The organism is Metallosphaera sedula DSM 5348 (genome assembly GCF_000016605.1).
In the GTDB taxonomy this organism is placed as follows: Archaea; Thermoproteota; Thermoprotei_A; order Sulfolobales; family Sulfolobaceae; genus Metallosphaera; species Metallosphaera sedula.
The window spans coordinates 622,159-641,862 of the sequence record NC_009440.1; the positions used below are offsets into that span (position 1 = coordinate 622,159).

25 protein-coding genes are annotated in these 19,704 nt (G+C 47.6%); 14 read left to right on the forward strand and 11 right to left on the reverse strand.

Annotated elements, in window-relative coordinates:
- Positions 1–16 precede the first annotated feature (16 nt).
- Positions 17–1,618, forward strand: a complete 1,602-nt coding sequence (locus MSED_RS03460; protein ID WP_012020642.1) for a DUF2070 family protein — start codon at positions 17–19, stop codon at positions 1,616–1,618.
- Here the strand turns inward: MSED_RS03460 and MSED_RS03465 are convergent.
- Positions 1,589–2,950 (reverse strand): digeranylgeranylglycerophospholipid reductase, encoded by a 1,362-nt coding sequence (locus tag MSED_RS03465; protein ID WP_012020643.1) that lies wholly within the window; start codon positions 2,948–2,950, stop codon positions 1,589–1,591. The two genes, MSED_RS03460 and MSED_RS03465, sit on opposite strands and share 30 nt — an antisense overlap.
- A 40-nt stretch (positions 2,951–2,990) precedes the next feature.
- Positions 2,991–3,368, reverse strand: a complete 378-nt coding sequence (locus MSED_RS03470) for a DUF5751 family protein (RefSeq protein ID WP_012020644.1) — start codon at positions 3,366–3,368, stop codon at positions 2,991–2,993.
- Positions 3,369–3,454: 86 nt separating this feature from the next.
- Here MSED_RS03470 and MSED_RS03475 point away from each other — a divergent pair, with 86 nt between their 5' ends.
- A complete protein-coding gene (locus tag MSED_RS03475) occupies positions 3,455–3,709 on the forward strand; it encodes a hypothetical protein (RefSeq protein WP_235579887.1) in 255 nt (84 codons plus the stop codon).
- On the opposite strand, the gene MSED_RS03480 is transcribed toward MSED_RS03475, so the two are convergent.
- Together MSED_RS03480 and MSED_RS03485 are read right to left on the reverse strand one after the other, a co-directional pair.
- On the reverse strand, positions 3,699–4,238 hold the full coding sequence (locus MSED_RS03480; RefSeq protein ID WP_012020646.1) for a phosphoesterase: 540 nt from the start codon (positions 4,236–4,238) through the stop codon (positions 3,699–3,701). The two genes, MSED_RS03475 and MSED_RS03480, sit on opposite strands and share 11 nt — an antisense overlap.
- Positions 4,235–5,050, reverse strand: coding sequence for an isoaspartyl peptidase/L-asparaginase (locus MSED_RS03485; protein WP_012020647.1), 816 nt, complete (start codon positions 5,048–5,050; stop codon positions 4,235–4,237). Before MSED_RS03485 ends, MSED_RS03480 begins: the two co-directional genes overlap by 4 nt.
- A 58-nt stretch (positions 5,051–5,108) precedes the next feature.
- Between MSED_RS03485 and MSED_RS03490 the strand changes: the two genes are divergently transcribed.
- Genes MSED_RS03490 through MSED_RS03520 form a run of 7 tightly spaced genes read left to right on the forward strand, consistent with a single transcriptional unit; the run spans position 5,109 to position 10,425 of the window.
- The gene (locus MSED_RS03490) at positions 5,109–5,609 is read left to right on the forward strand and encodes a hypothetical protein (RefSeq protein ID WP_012020648.1); all 501 of its coding nucleotides are present in this window, start codon (positions 5,109–5,111) and stop codon (positions 5,607–5,609) included.
- A gap of 9 nt (positions 5,610–5,618) precedes the next feature.
- Complete coding sequence (locus MSED_RS03495; RefSeq protein ID WP_012020649.1) at positions 5,619–6,608, forward strand: NAD(P)/FAD-dependent oxidoreductase; 990 nt, start codon at positions 5,619–5,621, stop codon at positions 6,606–6,608.
- Positions 6,605–7,072 carry an Lrp/AsnC family transcriptional regulator gene (locus MSED_RS03500; RefSeq protein WP_012020650.1) on the forward strand — a complete coding sequence of 156 codons (468 nt, stop codon included), beginning with the start codon at positions 6,605–6,607 and terminating at the stop codon, positions 7,070–7,072. The genes MSED_RS03495 and MSED_RS03500 overlap by 4 nt, the downstream gene beginning before the upstream one ends.
- Before the next feature lie 33 nt (positions 7,073–7,105).
- Positions 7,106–7,915 (forward strand): S-methyl-5'-thioadenosine phosphorylase, encoded by an 810-nt coding sequence (locus MSED_RS03505; RefSeq protein ID WP_012020651.1) that lies wholly within the window; start codon positions 7,106–7,108, stop codon positions 7,913–7,915.
- Complete coding sequence (locus MSED_RS03510) at positions 7,885–8,655, forward strand: hypothetical protein (RefSeq protein ID WP_144418733.1); 771 nt, start codon at positions 7,885–7,887, stop codon at positions 8,653–8,655. The genes MSED_RS03505 and MSED_RS03510 overlap by 31 nt, the downstream gene beginning before the upstream one ends.
- 6 nt (positions 8,656–8,661) lie before the next feature.
- On the forward strand, positions 8,662–9,510 hold the full coding sequence (gdS-2, locus tag MSED_RS03515; protein ID WP_048059993.1) for a hexaprenyl pyrophosphate synthase: 849 nt from the start codon (positions 8,662–8,664) through the stop codon (positions 9,508–9,510).
- Between the two features lie 24 nt (positions 9,511–9,534).
- The gene (locus MSED_RS03520) at positions 9,535–10,425 is read left to right on the forward strand and encodes a RimK family alpha-L-glutamate ligase (RefSeq protein ID WP_012020654.1); all 891 of its coding nucleotides are present in this window, start codon (positions 9,535–9,537) and stop codon (positions 10,423–10,425) included.
- A gap of 192 nt (positions 10,426–10,617) precedes the next feature.
- Here MSED_RS03520 and MSED_RS03525 read toward each other — a convergent pair whose 3' ends face one another.
- From MSED_RS03525 to MSED_RS03540, 4 genes are read right to left on the reverse strand one after another with little or no spacing between them, the layout of a single operon-like run.
- Positions 10,618–11,136, reverse strand: coding sequence for an SAM-dependent methyltransferase (locus tag MSED_RS03525; RefSeq protein WP_012020655.1), 519 nt, complete (start codon positions 11,134–11,136; stop codon positions 10,618–10,620).
- On the reverse strand, positions 11,133–11,876 hold the full coding sequence (locus MSED_RS03530) for a cobalt-precorrin-4/precorrin-4 C(11)-methyltransferase (protein ID WP_012020656.1): 744 nt from the start codon (positions 11,874–11,876) through the stop codon (positions 11,133–11,135). The genes MSED_RS03525 and MSED_RS03530 overlap by 4 nt, the downstream gene beginning before the upstream one ends.
- The gene (locus MSED_RS03535; protein WP_012020657.1) at positions 11,873–12,685 is read right to left on the reverse strand and encodes a slipin family protein; all 813 of its coding nucleotides are present in this window, start codon (positions 12,683–12,685) and stop codon (positions 11,873–11,875) included. The genes MSED_RS03530 and MSED_RS03535 overlap by 4 nt, the downstream gene beginning before the upstream one ends.
- A gap of 54 nt (positions 12,686–12,739) precedes the next feature.
- The gene (locus MSED_RS03540; RefSeq protein ID WP_012020658.1) at positions 12,740–14,032 is read right to left on the reverse strand and encodes a thermopsin family protease; all 1,293 of its coding nucleotides are present in this window, start codon (positions 14,030–14,032) and stop codon (positions 12,740–12,742) included.
- Between the two features lie 32 nt (positions 14,033–14,064).
- Here MSED_RS03540 and MSED_RS03545 point away from each other — a divergent pair, with 32 nt between their 5' ends.
- From MSED_RS03545 to MSED_RS03555, 3 genes are read left to right on the forward strand one after another with little or no spacing between them, the layout of a single operon-like run.
- On the forward strand, positions 14,065–14,430 hold the full coding sequence (locus MSED_RS03545) for an NfeD family protein (protein ID WP_048060259.1): 366 nt from the start codon (positions 14,065–14,067) through the stop codon (positions 14,428–14,430).
- The gene (locus MSED_RS03550; protein ID WP_012020660.1) at positions 14,414–14,689 is read left to right on the forward strand and encodes a hypothetical protein; all 276 of its coding nucleotides are present in this window, start codon (positions 14,414–14,416) and stop codon (positions 14,687–14,689) included. Before MSED_RS03545 ends, MSED_RS03550 begins: the two co-directional genes overlap by 17 nt.
- A 2-nt stretch (positions 14,690–14,691) precedes the next feature.
- Positions 14,692–15,498 (forward strand): gamma-glutamylcyclotransferase, encoded by an 807-nt coding sequence (locus MSED_RS03555; RefSeq protein ID WP_012020661.1) that lies wholly within the window; start codon positions 14,692–14,694, stop codon positions 15,496–15,498.
- Between the two features lie 62 nt (positions 15,499–15,560).
- Here the strand turns inward: MSED_RS03555 and MSED_RS03560 are convergent, their stop codons facing one another.
- Positions 15,561–15,851, reverse strand: a complete 291-nt coding sequence (locus tag MSED_RS03560) for a 4a-hydroxytetrahydrobiopterin dehydratase (protein WP_012020662.1) — start codon at positions 15,849–15,851, stop codon at positions 15,561–15,563.
- A 435-nt stretch (positions 15,852–16,286) separates the two neighbouring features.
- Here MSED_RS03560 and MSED_RS03565 point away from each other — a divergent pair, with 435 nt between their 5' ends.
- Positions 16,287–17,519, forward strand: coding sequence for a Cdc6/Cdc18 family protein (locus MSED_RS03565; protein ID WP_012020663.1), 1,233 nt, complete (start codon positions 16,287–16,289; stop codon positions 17,517–17,519).
- On the forward strand, positions 17,482–17,820 hold the full coding sequence (locus MSED_RS03570) for a hypothetical protein (RefSeq protein ID WP_144418734.1): 339 nt from the start codon (positions 17,482–17,484) through the stop codon (positions 17,818–17,820). Before MSED_RS03565 ends, MSED_RS03570 begins: the two co-directional genes overlap by 38 nt.
- On the opposite strand, the gene MSED_RS03575 is transcribed toward MSED_RS03570, so the two are convergent.
- Both MSED_RS03575 and MSED_RS03580 read right to left on the reverse strand, forming a co-directional pair.
- Complete coding sequence (locus tag MSED_RS03575; RefSeq protein ID WP_048059994.1) at positions 17,817–19,052, reverse strand: NADP-dependent isocitrate dehydrogenase; 1,236 nt, start codon at positions 19,050–19,052, stop codon at positions 17,817–17,819. The genes MSED_RS03570 and MSED_RS03575 overlap by 4 nt on opposite strands.
- A gap of 78 nt (positions 19,053–19,130) precedes the next feature.
- The gene (locus tag MSED_RS03580; RefSeq protein ID WP_012020666.1) at positions 19,131–19,643 is read right to left on the reverse strand and encodes a class I SAM-dependent methyltransferase; all 513 of its coding nucleotides are present in this window, start codon (positions 19,641–19,643) and stop codon (positions 19,131–19,133) included.
- Positions 19,644–19,704 lie beyond the last annotated feature (61 nt).

The window sequence follows — 19,704 nt, forward strand, 5'->3', positions numbered from 1 at the left end:
CCTCTCGTGTAAACTCGTGGATTCGGAAAAACTAACTAGGAATTACTATTCCAAGCTCATAAGGTTACCATCAACAGAGGCCCTTTCAATCTGGGTGGGAGCGGAAGTAGGTCTATCCTTTCTGAGGTCGCTATCTGACGGATTCACGTATTTGACAGGCTTCCTAGTGTACTTGTCCTTGTCCCTAATATCCCTTCACAGAAGAGTTAGAACTTTCCTTGCAATGGCGGGAATGTTTGGTATTATCTACTTGATAATCTCGTTCTTTCCTTTGGTAATACCCCTCTCCTTTGGCCTCTTTATTCCCCTTATGACTTACGTTATGTTAATAGATTACGGGGATTTCACTTCGCCGGGCCTAACCACGCTAATAGGCCTGATCTCGGCACTTTCCACGTTTCCAAGGAATATTGAACTAGTTATTGCCTTCTACTTGATCGTGGGGCTATTTTCCTACTTATACTTGATCCTTGTTAACAGAAAAGGGAAAAGCGTCACAGGCATTCCATCTCTGAACATTGTTAGACCTTTCCTGAAGGCTATGAGCTACAGGAGGGACGAGGAAGTTGAAAACTTCCTGGAAAAGATATCTACCGAATTTCACTCAAGCACACTTGTACTGAAACTTGGAGACGTTCTTCTAGTTTTACCCAGAATACACTTTGGTATGTACGGAAAGGTGGGGAGTTCCCTATTTCCCTATCAGCTGGAGGAGTTAGTGAACAACAAGGTAATGGTATTTCACGGTCCTGGAAGCCACGAGATAGATCTGGCCTCAAGCAAGGAGTCACGTAAGCTTGCACAGATAATCTCCTCGAAGATCAGGGAGGGGAATTGGAAGGAGTTAAGGTTTGAGGGGATAAAGTTCCTATCTGAGGACAGGTTTAGGATGACCTCCCTCGTGTTCGACCATATAACGCTGAACTTCAGCGAGAGACCGGGCTACGGAATAGATGATCTTCCTGGAGGGTTATGGGACGAATCACTGAAGACAGGTAATTTCCTAGTTGATTGCCACAACGAGTCTCTAAAGGAGGAAATAGGGCACAGGGATGAAAGAGCCTTAAGGGAATTCGTATCCAAGAAGATTCCAGCTACCGAGGAGAGACCTCTCCTAGTGGGATACGGTGAGTCTGAAATTAACTCAACATGTGAGGGGATCTGTAGTCGTAAAGTTAAGGCACTTATAGTTGGAGATGGGGACAAAAAGATAGTAATTGCCTACGTGTTTGCCAATAACGCCAATGAGGAGACTGGGAAGTTATTACGCGAGAAGTTTGGTAACCTTTACGAGAAGGTCATCCTCGTCACACCTGACGATCATTCATGTACAGGAACATCCTTTGGAAACCTCTACACTCCAGCAGAGCCTTGCCCACAGATACTGGAAGCCCTGGAGAAAGCGATCAAAAATGCTGAAGCAAACCTCAAGAAAGTAGAGGCAAGCTACATGATAGTGGATGCGAAAGTGAAGGTAATTGGAAAATTTATTTCGTTGATGGTGGAGGGGCTGGAGCAGGTAGGGAGCTTTGCTATGAGAACGTTCTGGATCCCTGTGATCTTTCCATACGTAGCCCTTATAATTCTTCTACTTGGAAATTACCTTGTCAAATTCTAAGATGAGTTGCTTTACTTGCCCTTTCCACTTTGGTAGCTGATCTGGACCTGCTGGGTAAGCTCTGTAGAGAGCCTTTATCTCCTTCATATACTCCGCCACATTCTTGAGTTTGTATAGCAGAGAAGGTCTTCCTAAACCTGCAATTACCCTCATTGCCTTATCCGCTACGGATAGCTGAAGGTCTCCGGTCATACTTGCCTCTAGAAGATCCTCCTCCCTAATGACTTTCTTCCTCATTCCATAATTTATGTCGTCATCTGACAGCTTCTGAAGGAACCTTCGGAAGAGCTCTAAGCTAGCCTGTTTTGCACCATAACGCTCGTTATAACATAGGTTAGTTTCCCAGAGGGATTGCGCCGAGAAGTCTCCCTTCTCAAAGGAGTTAAGCGTCGCCCTAGCTGCGCAGAAGCCTGATATCATTGCCGATCCTTTCCCGCCTCCGTGGACTGGGTTGGCCGTGTATCCAGAATCGCCTATGACTATTATACCGTTCCAAACCAGGGTGTCCAGGGGCCTCCTGGTGGGCACAAGGGCTCCTCCCTTTACTATCATTCTGTTCCTGTCTACGTCAGCACCATATTCTTTCCAATATTTCTCATAGAAGGTGTAGATGCTGGGGTAGCCCATTCCTCCCTGTATTCCCAGTCCTATGTTTACCTTATCCTTCCCCTTTGGGAAATACCACCAATATCCTCCAGGTGAGGTGGTCTGGTTGATGAAGATTTTCAAGTATCCAGGTTCATCTATGTCCTCCCTAGTATAGGCCACTTCCCTATAGGCGATGTCCGCGTCCCTCTCATCCATGTCCTCAGAGACGGGGATTTCCTGAGGGAGTTTGCTCCTGAAGCTTCTTGAGTATCCAGTAGCCTCTATGACCATCTTGGCCCTTACCTCTATCTGTTCCTCCTTCCTCCTGTCAAATATCACCGCACCTTTTACGAAGCCGTCCTCTAGAATAGGCTTCATGGCAGTGGTTAAGTCCATCACTTCAACTCCCCTGTCCCTGGCTTCCCTCAATATCCTCTGCGTATAGGCTGGGGCATTTATCTCAAATCCTTCGCCCTTAACGGTCCACTCTGTGGACATATCGGGGCTATATAACTTGATTCCATCGATCTTCTGTTCAAGTTGTTCTCCCTCTGGGTAGGGCATACCAAGGTTGTCAAAGTGTTCCTTGCTAACTGCGTCTCCGCAAGGCTTGTCCCCAATTCTATTCCACGGCTTACTGTCTATTAGAAGTATCTTAAGTCCCTTATTCGCCAGGTGCCATGCCGCGGTGGAACCTGCGAATCCTCCACCAATTATTAATACATCGTAGGTTAGTTGTTTCAAAAATATCCCCTGCCAGCTTTTCTCCGTCTAAAATAAAAATCTACTTACAATTATCCTTTATCATGGAGATCTTTAGAGAATCTGGGAGAGATGACATTAACTTGCTCATGGAGTACTTATTATCCTCATCACAATACGTCATTAGACCGTCAACGCTGAGCTGAGAGGCTTTCTCAAACATCTTCTTTACGTCCTCCGGTTTCCAGGTATAGACTTCAAGACCTAGGTCAATGTTGTCCAGTATAGCTTCCCTAGCGCTAGCGAGTACCTGCCAATGGGGAAGAGGCGATATAACGTTGATGATGACCTTCCTGAAGCCTGAAGTCCTTGCATCCTTCATGAGTTTCCTGAAAACCTCAGCGAGGGTCTCCTCCCTAACCTGCACAAGAACTAGGACTGCCTTATTTCTCAAGTCCATGGGTTATTCCTGTTTGGCTCAGTTAATATTAGTAATGTGGCCCAGTCCGAGGTGATACTAAAAACCCCATTCCTTTGTTTTTTAACTTGAGGGAACAATATAATATTGTGATAGTCCAGATAATTTACAGAAAGTTTACCCCTGAGATCAAAAAACTCGTGAATAGGCTGAGAAGGATAAGGGCAGTTGAGGACATTATTTTCAGTAAGGGAGAGAGAAACATGTTAATAGTCGACGGGCTAGTCGCATGGAAGGAAGGAGACGGCGATCCCATGGAGGGGTTTTATGACATTAGAATAATTAAAAGCATGTTAGAAATAAATCCTGAGGTCAGTGCGTGAGACTTCTAGTGTAATGGGAGGAGTCCGTGATAACAACGTATCCGCGACTCTCTGGGGGGAACTCCCTGGTTATACCCCCAGCATAAATCACCCTGGCCAGCTTGTCCACTTCTAGTCTTTTATGCTGGCCAATCACGAGCCAGTCCCAGGGTCCTGCCCCCACAGTTTTTCTCAGCTGATCAATGTCACCCTGATGCCCGTGAATGATGTAGTATTTTATCGAAGATGCGTCCGCTATATACATTGTCGTTCCTATGATCTCCTCCCTGTACCTAGGTTCAGCCATGATACACTTCAGCGCGTGGGGATCCATGTCTCCCTGTATATACACGAGCTGTGCCCATGGAGCAATACTCCTTATAACGTAAAGTACGTCTATAACCCTAGGGCACTCGTAGTCCCAGTAACACTGGGTTGTGTCACCGTTCAGGACTATGACCTCTGGTTCCTCCTTCTTTATCACGTTTGACAGTACGCTCTCTATGTGGGGCTCAGGGAACCTAATGTTACTGAGAACTAGTATCTTCATAGCTGATCTACCTCATCAAAGAACACTTTCTCTCCTCCGTTCCACATTATTCCTCTTGGCATTGCGCCGGTATTAAATGATGCTGAGGCGTAACCCTGATGGTCGAGTGCGATCAAACCGAGGTTGTCCTTACCGAAGGTTTCAGTGAACTTTCCCATGACAGCCCTAACAGATTCCTCCAGTGGATATCCCATGGCCCTTAACATGTCTATTTCCTTTGCTGGAAGTAGTTTGAGGATGAGCTCCCCTATTCCAGTACAGGAAACAGCTACCCTGGCCGTGGCGTAGAATCCAGCCCCGGGTATTGGTGAGTCGCCCACTCGTCCTGGCAATTTACCCCTTATTCCACCGGTGCTGGTTCCAGCGGAGAGATTTCCCTGTTCATCCAACGCTACGGCCCCCACGGTATCCCCATCCCTGGAGCTATCTCCCTCCTCCGTTTCCTCCCAAACAGTCCTGACCATGAGAACGTGTCTTCCCTGTTTCAGAACCTCATAGGCTCTCCTTATGGGGTTTCTGGCCCTAATGGAGGCCACAGATCCCACGGACATGGTCTTACCGTGCATCAGTCCAGCATCCATCTCCACTCCTCCCTCTGCGTTCTTCACGCTCCCCCTTCCAGCGTTGAATACTCCGCTATCTTCCATGGAAGCTATGGCCTCCACCACGGCCTCTAAGGAGCTCCCGGTCCTGAATTCCCTATATCCCCTCTCCAAGGACTCCCTCAAGGCCTTCAGAGCCCTATCCCTCTCCATGTTTTTCCAAGAGCCCGCTCCTCCGTGAATGACAAGAACTGGCGAATTGTATCTCATTGAGTCAATGTTACCATTAGATATTTTTATCTTTGATAACAGGTTTAAGATGGTTCAAATGAAGGACTGGCAAGTTGCTGGCGTCTCCCTGGTACTTATCCTGTTACCTGTGTTGCCTGCGTTGGCCAATAATTTTCCAGCTTTCCTGGGAGCATCCATCGTGGGCTTTGCCATGGTACTCTACCTTTTCTGGACTTACAAGCCGTGGAGCGGAAAGGACAACGCGGTGGTCTCCCTCTATTTCACTGGGATATTCTCCTTCGGCCTAGCCCTGGGAGTCTTCTTCGTGTTACCCCTCCAACCTAGGTTGTACGGTGTCGTATCCGTCGTGGAATCAATACCCTTCTTCATCTCGTTCTTCTTTGCCACTAGGGAAATATGGAGGGCACTCTTTAAGAAGGATATCCTCTATCTCGCTGACGGTTATTTCGCCTTTGTGCTCACGGTCTTGATAGGGGCGATCATAGGCAGATTTCTTCACAACTTCTACGAGTTAATTGTCCTTTATACAGGGTTTCTTACAATGGGCTTTATACTGATGCTCTACTTTAGAAAGTAAGGTGTTTACATGAAGGTGGCCGTGGTAGGAGGGGGCCCGGCTGGAATATCACTGGGATGGTTCTTAAGGGGAACCAAGATTGACGTCACGGTTTATGAAGGACTGGATGATGTGGGGAAGAAACCATGTGCGTGGGGAGTTCTCAAGGGGATAGAGAACTACTTGGACATCCCAAAGGAGGCAATCTACAGTGAGATAAAGGGGTTCAGGATCTACCTAGACAACAAGCTCATCTCAGAGGTTAGGGAGAGGGAGAGGCTTGGGTATATCGTGGATAAGCCACTCCTACTAAGGAAACTGGGGGAGAAGATTGATCTGAGACTTAACTCCAAGGTAGTCCTGAACAAGGGCAAGCTCGTGGTGAACGGGAAGGAGGAGGAGGCTGACAAGGTGATAATTGCCACTGGCCACTATTCCCTCTCCAAGGATGTCACAATTCCCGCACTCCAATACATTACTGACCTAAATTACGATCCAGAAATGGTGGACATGTACTTCTACTCTGACCTCCTTGGATATGGATGGATATTCCCTGATCCAAAGGGGGCTAAGATTGGGGTAGGGGGTTATGCTTCCGTGGACTTCATAAGGGAGAAACTAAAGACCATCACGTCAGGTAGGATCATAACCCAACATGGAGCGAGAGTCGCTGACTACGGAGTTTTCGAGGATAGATTGAACGGCTCATACATTGGCGAGGCCTTGGGAACAGTGTACGCGGTCACGGGGGAGGGGATAAGGCCATCAATCATCTCCTCAAGGATTATGGCAGACTCCCTCTTGGAGGGGAAGGACTTCTCTAGGGAGTTCAAGAGGAGCAAGCTTCACTGGACCCTTCAGGTGCACGCGGAAGTGATAAAGAGAGCTAAGGCATCCAACTCGGTAAAAGGATTGGAGAGGGTATTACTAAGGGCAGATCCAAAACTGGTTGTGAAGTTCGCCATGGGCGATTTCGGAAAGTTAGACCTTATTAAACTGTTCGGGAGTGCTATATTATGACAGATTATTATTACCTAGATAACGTGGACAGGAAAATTCTAAACATATTGCAGAGGGATTCGAGGACTCCCTTCTCTAGACTGGCAAAGATGCTTGACTTAAGCGAGTCCACAATACATATGCGTGTAAAGAGACTTGTAAAGGAAGGCGTCATCAAGAACTTTGGAATAGAGATCGACCTGGATAGGATAGGCCTAAACGTCTTGGCCTTCGTCCTCATTAAGGCAGAGCCTAAAAAGTACGAGGAAATACTCAAGAAGCTAGTGGAGATGAATGAGATCTACGATATATACGACGTGACTGGGGAGTACTATGCCCTGCTGAAGGTCAGGGTTAGGTCCAGGGAAGAGCTGGCCAAGGTTTTGGACTATATAGGCAAGCTTGAGGGCGTTACCTCAACCTACACAATGGTGGCCCTGAGAACCATAAAGGAGAAAAAGTACCTAGACGAGGAAGATCAATAAATACTTTTTAACGCTCCCCGCTTTTTATGTCCGATGAGCTCGGAAAATAGGGCACAGATTGCAGTAATAGGAGGGTCGGGCCTATACGATCCCGGAATCTTCTCAAACACGAGGGAGATCAAGGTTTACACGCCGTATGGAGAGCCCAGCGATTTGATCACGTTGGGGGAACTGGAGGGGAAGGTAGTCGCGTTCCTCCCAAGGCATGGGAGAAGGCACAGGATCCCTCCGCACAAGATTAACTACAGGGCGAACATATGGGCGTTGAAGGAACTAGGGGTAAAATGGGTAATTTCAGTCTCAGCAGTGGGGAGCCTTAACCTGGGATATAAGCCGGGCGAATTCGTCATACCGGATCAGTTCATTGACATGACCAAGAGAAGGGAATACACCTTCTATGACGGTCCAGTTGTGGCCCACGTATCCATGGCAGAGCCGTTCTGCAACTCCCTTAGGAAAGTGATTATAGAGAGCGCCAAGAGACTGAACATAACAACGCATCCCAAGGGAACTTACATCTGCATCGAGGGACCTAGATTCTCAACGAGGGCCGAAAGCTTGGTCTGGAAGGATGTTTTCAAGGCAGACATAATTGGTATGACCCTCGTCCCTGAAGTTAATCTAGCTTGTGAGGCAGAGATGTGTTACTCCACAATAGCAATGATCACGGATTACGACGTGTTCGCGGAGGTTCCTGTGACAGCCGAGGAGGTTACCAAGGTAATGTCGGAGAACACGGCTAAGGCGAAGGCCCTGCTAAGGGAAGTAATAAGGTCGCTTCCTGAGAAGCCTGACGAGAGAGAGTGTTCCTGTTGTCACTCCCTGAAGACAGCTCTAGTGTGATAGGCCTTCTTAGGCCCCCCAAAATCTCCTTGCCTACCTTCTCCACGATAGTTTACGGGTACGGGATGGAGCTACCAGCGTTCACCCTGGCCAGGGGATACGTGGCGTTTTCAGGAGAGCCTGTGAAGCTCCTGGGGGTGTACGACTTCACCTTCCTTGACTCTCCCTACACCGAGGACAGCGAGGTCGTGTTCTTCGTGAACGATGAGGCTGAGCTGAAGGACCTTGAGAACGTGGTTAAGACCCTCGGTATCAGAGGAACTCTCCTGACCTGTGGGGGCAAGAAGTTTCCCTTAAGGACTCAGGTATTCGAGGGGGATCTATGCGAGGTCAACCTTGCCCTTTCAACCCTATCCTGGCTAACCAAGTTTTCTTCGCCTAGATCTAAGCATATTTCAGAGGAGCTTGATACGTCTGACCTGAAGGATTGGATATCTAGCAAGCTCCAGGATGTGGATCCCTCCCTGGATCTGGTTATCTCTCCTGTGCTTCTACCTTCCATAACCCTGCTGAAACAAAACCTGGGAAAGAAAGTAAAACCATTTTACGAAAAGGACTTTTCCGACTCTAACGTAGTATATACTGGTGTTGACTCCTTGATTGGGAAAAGAGTGGCGTACCAGTTGAGAAATCAAGGCAAGAGGGTGAAGGAGGTCCTCCTTGACACTGACCCGCTAACGGCTCCCATATATTTAAGTATAATGTCTTACATTTTTAAGATAAGAACTAAAGGAAGCTGATCGAGATTGGACCTGATGGAATTCTGGTTTAGGAGCAGGGCCGTCATTGACGAGCTTGTGGAGAAATTCCTCGACGAGTCGAAGGAATGGGAAACCATGGAGATGTCGAAGTACATAATGAGGGATGGTAAAAGATTCAGAGGAACTCTCATGTTTCTCTTCAATGGAGCCCTAGGAGGGGAGGAGAAGGATGCTTATCCTGGTGCCCTCGCAACTGAAATTCTCCACTCCGCCTCCCTAGCCCTGGATGACATAGTGGATTATGACGAAATAAGGAGAGGAATGAAGGCTGCTTGGGCAGTCTACACGAACAGGAAGGTAATATTCGTGTCCAATTACCTTATTCCCACGGCCCTGAGCATAATCTCGGGCTACGGAGATAAGGCCCTGAGGATCAGCGTGGATCTGTGGAAAGACACTGCGGTGGGAGCCCTTAAGGATATGTACGGAAAAGACGAGGACTACGTGAGGACCATTGAACTCAAGACTGCCTCCCTCTTTAAACTTCCAACAATGCTCTCCTCCTTTTCTTCAGGAAGGAGCGAGTTCCTTGATACTCTCATGGAGGCTGGTAAGGACCTGGGTATAATATACCAGCTAATAGACGATTACGTGGATTGCGTTACGCAGGACAAGGACAAGCTAGTGGGGAGCGCGAGGCAACTATTTTCCTTGACCTCGGGGAAGTTCGAGTCCTTCGTTAGGATGAAGTATAGGGAATACAAGGAACATTACGAGACTCTCCTAAGATCGCTTCCAGTTAAGCACGATTACCTAGACCAGCTTGTTGCTCTCCCTGACTTTTTGGCCTTCGGTCTCATGGGGGAAGCCGGAATAAAGAATAAAATATTTTAGGATTACCCCCTTCAGGAGAGAAATTTGGCAAAAATAGCGGTTGTTCATGAATCACAGAAGGTTACTGAAGCCTCCAAACAACTGCTACTGGAAATAAAGGCGAGGGGTCATACGGCCTACTACATTAGGGTTTCCAGGATAAATTCGTCCATCGGTGGAGACCTTGGAATATCCTACGCTGGAAAGAAACTGGAATTAGATGGGGCCCTTATCAGGAACCTGGGCTTCCTCACAACCATAGAGCAGATGATAAGGAGAGTGGACGTGCTTAGGGAAATAGAGAGCCGTGGGGTTATTACCATGAATAATGTGGGGTCAATGTTGCTGGCTAGGGACAAGTACGCGAGCATTTCAAGGCTCCACAAGGCCGGAATTCCCGTTCCCTACACGGCTCTAGTTGAGGATCCCTTTGAGGTCATGAGACTTGTGGAGGAATGGGGAGAGGTCGTGATAAAGCCCCTTGTGGGGAGCTTAGGTTTGGGATCCGTGAAGGTATCAGACCCTGATATAGCCTTCAGGGTAGCTAAGTCTATCCTGTCAGTAAATCAGCCTGTTTACGTTCAAAAATACGTGAAAAAGCCCAATAGGGACATCAGGGCCTTCGTGGTCGGTGATAGACTGTTGGGGAGCATCTACAGGATATCCCAAGAAAACTGGAAAACAAACGTCGCACAGGGCGCACTGGTGCAGGCAATATCCTCAGCAGATCTCAGGGAGATCGAGGAAATTAGCGTAAAGGCCACTAAGGCACTGGGACTGGACTACTCGGGTGTAGACATAGTGGAGGATCTGGAGGGAGGTTACAAGGTGCTGGAGGTGAATGGAGCTCCCATGTGGAAGGGGTTCCAGACTGCAACCTCCCTAAATCCCGCAAAATACATTGTGAACCTTCTCCTTGAGAAGATCAGGAAATGAGGAGAAGCAAAACCGGCTGAACAGTGATGTTGAGCTCTCGCCCTGATCCTCTATAGATTATTGTCTATAGGTCCCCCTTGCAAACCCTTTTATTGGTAGTGGGGGTATAGACAATTAGAGGAGTCTGGAATGATGTATGTGAGATATTATAGGTCAACACTTGACCTGGACGAATACGTGACAATGTCTGCACTAACTTAACCTTTTTATGGAGACTGTGAAGTAGCCGTTTCCGCACCTTATGGGTGAGTCTGCCTCGCCCTTCATGAGTACCAGTGTGTCGGCCTTGAACTCGCTTACTGGCTCAGGTGATATTAAGACCTTCTCCTTCCCCAGTGCAATAGGGACTTTGTGAAGGGCGGAACACCACGAAAACGAAGTTATTCCAGGTACCACATCCCTAATCTCGGTGAACTGACCAAGCCTATACAGGGAGCTGTAGAAGGCCGGATCCCCCAAGGTTACGTATACCACGTTATTGTAGGACTTGATCTGGTCCAGCAAGCTCTGGTAGGCAGACCTGTCCCTTCTGACGGGTAGTGGAAACTGTAATACGTCCTTTCCCTGCACATGTGGTAAAACAGCGTTAAGGGTTAACCTCTTTGAGGAAGTGGGAATCACTACCAGGTCTGCCTCCCTGATCAGCCTGAGGGCCTTGAGGGTGAGCAGTTCCGGGTCGCCAGGGCCTACTCCAACTCCGTAAAGGTTCATTTCGATCCCCTATATGAGTGAACGAAGTCCGGGGAGTAGAGGTTGCTTCTCCTGTCCCCACGGAACCTAAGGCATTCGCTCACCACGATAAGTGCAGTCTTCGTTATCCTACTCTCCTTGACCATTCGTTCTAGCTCCTCAAGTTTACCGCGAAGGATTAACTGGTCTCTCCAACCTGCCCTATACACCACTGCAACCGGTTGGTCGGGAGGAAACACCTTGAGTAGCTCCTCCTGAACCAGGTTTATCAAGTGGATTGACAGGAATATGACCACGGTCGAGTTCCTGTCCAGGACCATCCGTCTCTCATATGACGTTCTATACGGCAATCGCGTGATTATGATTGACTGAGGACCTCCAGGGCACGTTAGCTCTATCCCAAGGAGGGATGCAGAGAGTTGAAAGGAACTTATCCCAGGTATTATCTCGGCGTTTATTCCCTCCCTCTCCAGAAAGGAGATCTCCTCGCTGATGGCCCCGTAAATTGAGGGATCGCCGTCGTGGGCTATGCACACCTTCTTACCCTGTTCAACTTCCTCCTTCACTTTCCTGACTATCTCCTCCATGGTCATGGTAGCTGTATCGTAAGTTGTCTTATCCTGAAAAAGTTTCTTCACGTCCTCACTAATCAGGGAACCTGTGTAAAAAACGATATCACATTCCCTTAACCTGTTCAATGCCTTGAGGGTGAGCAGTTCCGGGTCGCCAGGGCCTACTCCCAAGATCGTGACGCTAGTCAACTTCCTCCCTTACTGGTACCGCTCTCCATTTTTTTAAGGCTGTTTACTAGGGCAAGCGAAGTCGAGAGAGTTGGATATATCTCCTTCTCTGCCGGGACAACCACTATCAGTCCTCCCCTCTGAGATATGTCTGACAGGGTTTCAAGGAACCTCAGCTGAAGGGCCATGGGATTACTCTGATAAGACTTCGAGGCCTCTGCCAATATCGTGGAGGCCTGTCTCTCACCCTCGCTGAGAATGACCTTGGCCCTCCTTAACCTCTCTGCCTCAGCCTGCTTGGCAATCGCTGTTAACAGGTCTGGGGACAGCTTTATGTCCCTCACGGTGACAGCTGTGACCTTGACTCCCCAAGCCTCGGTATAGGAATCTAATATTTCTTGTAACTTTTTGTTTATTTCCTCCCTCTTGCTCAGGACCTCGTCTAACTCCATTTGTCCTATTATATCCCTCAAGGAGGTCTGGGAAATGTTTAGGACTGCCATATTGTAGTTGGCAACCATGGAGACAGCCTTCATGGGGTCCACAACTTTGTAGTAAACCACCGCGTCTATGGATACGGTAACGTTATCCCGCGTAATTGTGGTCTGCGGTGGAATATCCACAGTTCTAACCCTAAGATCCACAACTATTGGCTTATCCACGAAGGGTATCAGGAAAATTATCCCTGGCCCCTTCATTGCGAGGATTCTACCTAGCCTAAGGACAACTGCCCTTTCCCATTCCCTGACTATCCTGAAGGAGAGAGCAACGAAGATCAGGATAATAATCAGGAGAAAGACTATTCCAACTACGTCTGCTATCAGAGACATGTGATATATGGGAGTTACAAAGTTAAAAACATTGGTTTCAAATATTTTCTACGATTAAGTGTACTTCCTAACCAGGAACGCTGATATCAGAATTCCCGCTGTCAGTCCCCCTATCACCTCTAGCAGGAGGTAGTTCACGGAGGTTTCCCCGTGATACTTGATGTGATTGAAGTCAGAACTTAGAGCCTTCTTAAAGTTGTAAGTCTCAAGGAAATGAACCAGGGAGTCGAAGGTGGACGTTGTCACGTTAATCAAGTGGTTCAATTGAGGGGATGACAGGGCATAGGACTGCGAGAGGGAGTAATTTCCAGGAAAATACACTTCATAAAATGATTGGGTAACATTGGTGAAGGTAACCTCTCCAGAGGAGTTGGTTACACCACGACTTAGGGTGACTAAGTTCAGACCTTTCAACACCTTTATCTCAACTTCCTGCCCCGAGAAGGTGTAATTTCCATAGTATAGCTTCACGTGAACGGTACTGTTCACCTGTGTAACGTTTATATTTGGTGGAACGGGCCAAAGAACAGATGGAGTATTAACTCCCCGGTTAATGTCAGCGAAAGGTTTCTTGATGTTTTCCAGATTTGTGGACGAGGCCACCCCGTAGGCCGACTCGGCGGTGTCTAGCCCCACAGAGAGCGCAGAGGGAACTATGGTTAAGTTGTTACCCTGAAGGAAGTAGAGCTCCTCGGATCCCTGGGCTATCATGTCCACAACGCTTCCTCCATCTGGGCCACCCCATACCATCTCTAGATCGTTGGGAAGTCCGTTCACGGAGAGGCCACCTAACTTGAACAGGCCGTGGAAGGGCAAGGTCAGGTACACCCTCTTTACCCCGTTAATTGAGTACCCGAACTGAAGATGCTGGGAGGAATTCATGAATAGGGACAGCGAGACTGGTAAAGTGATGTTGAAGGTTGGTCCCTGATAACAGTAAACCCCAAGGCCGTCGAAGGTGGTTGTGTTTTGAACCAGGGAGACGAAGGGACCTGTGAGGTTCCAGAAGTTAATCACCATGTAAACCTGGAAGGTCCTGTTATTGATTTCGTGGAAAAGCATAACGTCCTGGGCCCAATAAGTACCGTTCAACATAGCGTTGAGCTGGAGGGATGCATTTCCGTACTCAAAGGGCTGACCGGATATGTAGGACCTCCCAATTTGAAGGGATGAAAGGTTCATGACTCCCATTACGTATGGCGTGTAATAGGTGGAGAAGAGCGAGAAGAAGCTGATTCCCACGGGAAAAGAGATTCCTGTCTGTGCTGTGGTCACTAGTTCAAGGGGTGAGATCAAGGAGAGAGCTAGAAGCAGTAAAATACTCACGGAAACGTAATACATGAACATGTTTTATAATGCCCGACATCAATAAAATTTTTGTGGCTCATGGTTATGTAATTCCGGTTATAATTATCCTTGTTCTAATTATAGCGTTGATTCTCACAGGGTACATCTACGATCCCATCGTGGTTGTGCCCTCCGTGGCTATCATAGGGTTCCTCTCCTACAGGATAGTCTACGTGATTGCAAAGACGAGGAAGAGGAACCTTTACACTTACAAGGGTAAGATAGGAAAGGCGATAGAGGACATTCCCAAGGGAAAGATGGGCTATGTCCTCGTAGAGGGCGAGTACTGGGAGGCGGTAGCACTCGAGGACATTAAGAAGGATGAAACTGTGGTTGTAGAGGACATGAGGGATTTAAAGCTTCTAGTCAAGAAGAATATCAATGAAACTATCGTTTGAAACAGTGAGGAGGCTAGAGGACTCTGGAAAGTACAAGATAGTGGAGAGCGATGGAGAGATCCATCTTGTGTACTATCCTCCTTCTGTGGAGGAGGCCTCTGGTGAAAGCGCTGACATTGTGAGGACGATGGAGATTAGGCTGAGGAAAGTGGAGGACGGATACGAGATACTTGGGGGAGAGGTAAAGGAAAATGGTGAGGTTTTAAGGGAGATCAAGCTAGATGAGTTGGAACTCTGGTTCCAATTCCTTGAGGGATGAACATGTACATCATGGCCTACGGGAGCCTAAGGTATGGGTTTGAACTTCATCATTACCTGAGGAAAGCTAGGTTTGTTGGCCTTGGCTACGCGGAGAATTACGACATGTATGATCTGGGCGGTTACCCAGGCGTGGTGAAGGGTGAAGGCAGAATATGGGGTGAAGTTTATGAGATCGATAGGGCCACACTTAACGTTCTGGATCAAGTTGAGGACTATAAGGGAGAGGAGGACGACCTATACATTAGGGAAAAGACGACAGTTTACTTTGACGAGAAGAGGCTCCACAGACTAGATGGGGTATACATATACAGGTACAATCAAAGCATCAAGGATAGGGAGCTCATCCCATCGGGGGATTACTCCCGCTGGATAGGGATGCCGGTCATAACGAATCTATTTGCCTACGCCGAGAACACAAACTATGACGTACTAAGTGAGAGGGGAGTTAAGGAGATACTTAGGGAGGTTAATGGGATACTCAAGGGTTATAGGATGGTATTCAATGTACCGTGTAAGTACGGCCTGTGCGCTAATCTTAGGGAGGATCCAAATGGGAAAGTGTGCGGTTATGTTTACACGCTTCTAGAGGATTACCTTAACACGCTGGATAAGGCAGAGGGCCATCTCATAAGATACGTGAGGAGAACCTTGAAGGTGGTGGATGAACAGGAAAGGGAATACTTTGCTGTGGCATATGTGGCTGATCTAGACAAGGGGGAGGGGAATCCCACAGAAGAGTATAAAAATATCATTTTGAAAGGCCTAAGCAGAAGATGGAAGTCCGGCTGTGTTAGCACGGGCCTATGATGATTACTTCCCAGGCCTATTGGTGACGAGTCCTTTAAGTGCTGAGGGGTTTAACCCCCCGGTTAATGCACCATCTTCTCGAGCTCATCCAGCTTTTGGGCCAGTTTTAGATCCAGATCTGTGACCCCGCCCTCATCATGGGTAGTAAGGTGAACTATTACCCTGTTATAATACACGCAAAGGTCAGGGTGATGATCTAGGGAGTCAGCAACTGGCTGAACCATGTTCAAGAACCTGATGGATGAATCGAAGTCCGCGAACTTGAATTCCTTGACCAATTCCCCGTTCTCAAATCTCCAGTTACGTAAACCCTTAAGGGCCTGATCTATTTCTTGGACAGAGAGTCTAGGCATGTCCGTCTATAGCACCGGAAGTTCTTATGTCTTAGTATTGAACGGAGTTACAGTATAGATGCAATGTTTCATTCCTTGATATTCCCTAAAATTCCACAAGCGAGTAATTAACTGAACGATAGTTTTCTATACGTTCAAGGATAATACCATCGAGAATGGTATTATTTGAATGTGTGACTGTCACTGTGAAAATGCAATGTTTCTCAAGAGAAAGTTCTTGTTCTTCTACTTCACGTGTTTGGCTAATTTATAACTAAAACTGATCGTTAGGGGTGAATTGAATAAACGGAAGAAACTCTGCACACTCGCAGTCTCTCTACACGTTAAATTCACGATTAGGGTAAGCAGATAATGGAAACACTGCACATATACTGTAAAGCCTTCATCCCTGTTTTGCACGGTAATAACATCGTGACACTTAAACGCGATAATACTATGCCACAAAGTGAAACTCAATTTAACTATGGAAACTTAGGAAACTCTGTGATCAGAGAGGCACTAAAGGGGGGTAAGGGTGAGGTAATTAAGAACCCTAAGGTCTTCATTGACCCCCTGTCTGTCTTCACGGATATCCCTTTTAGGGAGGATATAATTAGGGAGACCGCGATAGCGGTCAGGTACTTCGTGAAGAACGACGTTAAGTTTTCGAACCTATTTCTAGGTTTAACTGGGACCGGGAAAACCTTTGTGGTCAAGTACATCTATAACGAGATTGAGGAGGTCAAGAAGGAGGATCCAGATTACAGTGGGGTAAAACAGGTTTACCTGAACTCAAGGGAGGTTGGGGGAACCCCTCAAGCGGTCCTTTCAGTGATAGCTGAAAAGCTCACAAATAGCCTCGTTCCAAGACACGGAGTTAATCTGGGCGAGTATATTGACAAGATAAAGAGCGTCCTAAGAGGAAAGAAGGCCATCATCTACCTCGACGAGGTTGATACCCTCGTGAAAAGAAGGGGAGGAGATATTGTGCTCTATCAGCTGTTGAGGGCAGACGCGGACGTGTCAGTGATCATGATCAGTAACGATATCAACGTCAGGGATTACATGGAGCCCAGGGTTTTATCGTCGCTAGGTCCGTCGGTCATTTTCAAGCCCTATGACGCTGTACAGCTAAAGGAGATCCTCGCGAAGTATGCGGAGTATGGCTTGATTGACGGAACTTTCAATGACGAGATCCTCTCCTATATTGCTGCTATATCGGCGAGGGAACATGGGGATGCGAGAAAGGCGGTCAATCTTCTCTTCAGATCGGCCCAATTAGCCTCAGGGATAGGTTTCATTAAGAAGGAGCATGTGGATAAGGCCATCGTAGAGTATGAGCAGGAGAGGTTGTTTGAGGCCGTCAAGTCGCTCCCCTTCCACTATAAGCTCGCATTAAGGGCCATAGTTACGACGGAGGATGTGGTCACGGCGCACAAGGTTTACTCTAAGTATTGCGACAAGCTCAAGCAGAAGCCCCTATCCTACAGGAGGTTCTCGGACATTGTGTCGGAGCTTGATATGTTTGGAATAGTGAAGATAAAGATCATGAACAGGGGAAGGGCAGGGGGAATAAGGAAGTACGTGGAGGTTCATGACAAGGAAAAGATAATGAAAGCACTTGACGAGAACCTAGCGGAAGAGATGGGTTATGAGTACGACGAAGGGTCCGATGTGGAAACGAGTTAAGGAACTTGAGGACAGGCTACTGCAACTGGAGGAACGGAGGAAAAATATAGAGGCGGAATTGAACGCGTTACCAAACGGTCACCTTGAGTCCAAGATCATCAACGGCAACGTGTATTACTACCTTAGGTACTGGGAGGAAGGGAAGCTAAAGAGCAGGTATTTGGGGAGGGAGGCCACCAAGATCAAGGAACAGGTGGAGAGGGCCTCAGAGCTAAAGAGGGAGCTCTCAATGCTCAAGGAGGAGGAGAGAAGAATAAGAAAAGTCTTGGACAGAATATCTCTAGCCCTAGGCATAGATTAGAGGGTGTCCATGATATTGATAAGTTCCTTTGTGAACTCAGTGGTACTCAAGGCCTTAACTCCCATAAACCTAGCAAGATCCTGAGTAACCCTCTTGGCGGAGACGGCCCTCAACACGGACTTCTCCACTAGATCTGCAGCCTCGTTCCACCCCATGAATCTTAACATAAGTTCGCATCCCTTAATTATTCCCGTGGGATTCGCCATGTTCTTTCCTGCGTACTTGGGGGCAGTGCCGTGTATTGCCTCAAACATTCCACCCGAGTCGCCTATGTTGGCCCCGCCAAGCATACCAATGTTTCCTATAAGAGCTCCGGCCGCGTCGGATATGTAATCTCCATTAAGGTTGGGAGCTAGAATGACGTCGTACTCATCTGGTCTCGTGATAATCTGTTGGAACATGTTGTCAGCTATCCTGTCATTCACCACTATTTTTCCCTCAGGAGCTTTACCGTTGTAGTCCTTCATGATTTCCTCCTCCGTCACTACCTTGTCCCTGTACTCTCTCTTGATAAGGTCGTAGGCCCAATCCCTAAAAGCTCCCTCAGTGTACTTGAGCACGTTCCCCTTGTGCATTATGGTTAACTTTCTCCTTCCGTGTTCAATGGCGTAATTCATGGCCATCCTCGTGATCCTCTCGGTCTTGAACTTGCTTATTACCTTGATACCAATTCCAGTATCGTCCTCTACATCAACGTGTAACTCGTTCTTAAGGAATGACCTTATCTTCTTGGCCTCCTCGCTGTCGTATGTGTACTCTATACCCCTATATAGGTCGTCTGTGTTTTCCCTGAAAATGATCATGTCCACCTTGTTTGGTTCCTTTAGCGGAGACTCGAGTCCATCTATATACTTCACCGGCCTAATGTTTGCGTAAAGGTCCAGCATGAGCCTGATGGCCACGTTCACGGATTTCCATCCCTTTCCAATGGGAGTCTCGAGGGGACCCTTAACCACTACCCTGTAGTTCAGGAGCATCTCCTGGGTCTCCTTGGGAAACCTATCCCCTGTCTTCGCGAAGGCCTTATCGCCAGCTAGTACCTCAACCCACTTGATCTCCCTCTTGGAGCCATAGGCCTTTTCCACAGCCTTGTCCACTACTTGTCTCGCAGAGGTCACAATCTCGGGTCCTATACCGTCTCCCTCGATATAGAGAATGACAGGTTTGTTGGGAACTATCCATCTCCCGTTTTGGAACGAGATTTTTTCACCATCGTCCGGGACATGCGACATGAAAGTTAGGTAGTTCGAACAACTTTTAACTTTTTGGATGATGAGGGGTTCGGACATTAACCGGGGAGTTAAAACAGCTCACTCCTTTCTAGCTAGGTAGTAGAAGAGTGCGTTCTCCTCCCTGTAGGAGACCTCCTTGAAGCCCTTTAGCTCCGTCCTCTCCCTCCTCACTATGACCGGGTCCACGAGGAGGAACAATCCCCCGTCTCTTAACACCCTCCTGATCTCGGTAAAGAGGGCCTCCCTCTCATGTTTCCTAAGGTTATAAACGAACATCACGGAGTAGACGAAGGAGAAAGAAGAATCAGGAAACGGTAACTTCAGGGTCGGCCTCTCTATCTTTAGGAACTCCACGTCAGCCCCCTCCTCCTTAGCGTTTTTGATTGCCGTCTCAAGGGGGAATTCGTCCCATATATCAAGGGCAACTATCTTTCTGTTCCAAGCCTTAGACAACTGAATGGGAATGAGCGAGTTACCGCACCCCACGTCTAGCACTTCCCCTTCTACCTTGAGCTGTGCTAGTCTCCTTAGAATGAAGTTCTGTTCGTCTAGGGTAATGCCCATTCTTCTTACTGGGTAGTAAGTTGGCATATTACGATCCTAAGTTAAGAGGAAATGTTAATATTTAAAGATAAATATTAAAAGAGTCTCA